A 1,599-nucleotide genomic window follows, 5' to 3' on the forward strand; every position below is an offset into this window, starting at 1 on the left:
GCCCGTCGGATGGCTCCGGGTCGGAGAGTGTCTACTCTTCCTCGTCGCCGTATTCGTCGTACCAGTCGTCTTCGATGGCACGTTTCAGGCGGCGCTCTTCCAGCAGTGCCTCGACCTGTCGTCTCGCGCGCAACGTGTCGGCCTTGCTGCTGCGTGGACGTTCGAACTGCTCGTCATTGATGGCTTCTGAGAAATCCTGGTCGTCGATATATTCCTCACGGCTCATATTTTGGCCCTCCCGTGAAATCGCATCTCAGTGACGCTTCGGGCTATATATCGTCGAAAGCCGACCGGTACAAGACTTTCCTGGTTAAAAAAAACTATCGCCGCGGAAGGCGGCGATAAGTGCTGGATTCTGCGGCGCGGTCACGCCGTATCGCGTTCGGCCTTCAGCGTCTCCAGCTCCTCCAGCGCCTTTGCAAGCTCGGTGACATCCTTCTGGACGCCGACGAAGTAGGTGAGCTGGTCCTCTTCGTCGTAGACCGGTGTGATCGACAACTCGTTCCAGAACGGACTGCCGTCCTTGCGATAGTTGCGCAGCACCTCCCGGCAGGACTTGCCTTCGCGCAGGGCCGCGCGGACCCGGTCGATGGCCGGCTGGTCGCGATCGCCATTCTGGAGGAAGCGGCAGTCGCGATAGAGGATCTCGTCGACGCTGTAGCCGGTCAGGCGCTCGAAGCCTTCATTGGCGTAGATCAGAATGTTCTCGTCGCCTTCCTGCTCGGCCACCACGATGCCGTCATCCGAGGCGTTGACGATGCGCTCCAATAGAGCCGGACTGATCATGGGGGGGCGTTTGTTGGTGCTGGCCATCCTTGCCTCCAGACTGGGCATTCGACGGATTGTAGGGACGATACGGTGATCAATGATGCCACGGTGCCGGGGGATTACAACGCTTTACGAAGTGCTCTCCGACTCGACCTCGGCGAGGGCGTGCGAGCTCAAGGCGGCCGCGGTCGCCAGCGCGGCGAGCACCAGCAGCAGGCCGGCACTTCCCAGCCACTGCGCGAGGGCGCCCAGAAGCAGCCCGACGCAGAGCATCAGGACGCCGGTGAAGGTATTCGAGAAAGCGACATAGAGCGCGCGGGTGTCGCTGTCCGAGAGATCGATGACATAGGTCTTGCGCCCCAGGCGAATGCCCGCGTGGGCAATCATCAGCAAGCCGTAGACCGTGGCGTATGGCCACACGCTGGTGCGTGCGGAGTCGGGCAGCCACACGCAGGCGGCGCCGGCCAGACAGCAGATAGCCGCCCCGATGGCGCTGTCGCGCATCACCCGGCGGCTGGAACGATCCGCCAGGCGGCCCCAGATCGGTCCGGCGATCAGGCTGGCGACGCCGGAGGTCAGGATCAGGATGCCGAGGCTGGCCAGGTCGGTGCCGCTGTTCTGCTGTCCCAGCAGGGCGAGATAGGGAAGCGCGAGAGCGCTGGACAGCAGCAGGGCGCGCGCGAGATTGAAATGCAGGAAGCGGCGATCGCGCCGCATCAGGGCGATGCCTTGCTTGACGCTGTCCCAGGCATTGGCGCCGCCCTCGGTGGCGCCCGGTGCTTCCTGAATCAAGGCGGCGCACAGGGCGTTCAAGCCCCATCCCAGGGCGGC

Annotated in this window: 3 protein-coding genes; all 3 read right to left on the bottom strand. The window is 63.7% G+C overall.

Annotation, left to right across the window (positions count from 1 at the left end; genetic code table 11):
• Nucleotides 1-31: 31 nt before the first annotated feature.
• Entirely contained in the window at nucleotides 32-226 is a 195-nt protein-coding gene (locus tag AC3AYF_RS11035; protein WP_110602970.1) for a PA3496 family putative envelope integrity protein, read from the bottom strand.
• A gap of 140 nt (nucleotides 227-366) precedes the next feature.
• Nucleotides 367-813 carry a PAS domain-containing protein gene (locus AC3AYF_RS11040; RefSeq protein ID WP_295039310.1) on the bottom strand — a complete coding sequence of 149 codons (447 nt, stop codon included), beginning with the start codon at nucleotides 811-813 and terminating at the stop codon, nucleotides 367-369.
• Nucleotides 814-897: 84 nt separating this feature from the next.
• A partial coding sequence (locus tag AC3AYF_RS11045) for an MFS transporter (RefSeq protein ID WP_487779736.1) occupies nucleotides 898-1,599 on the bottom strand: 702 nt, incomplete at its 5' end.

Source organism: Salinicola sp. (assembly GCF_982684285.1).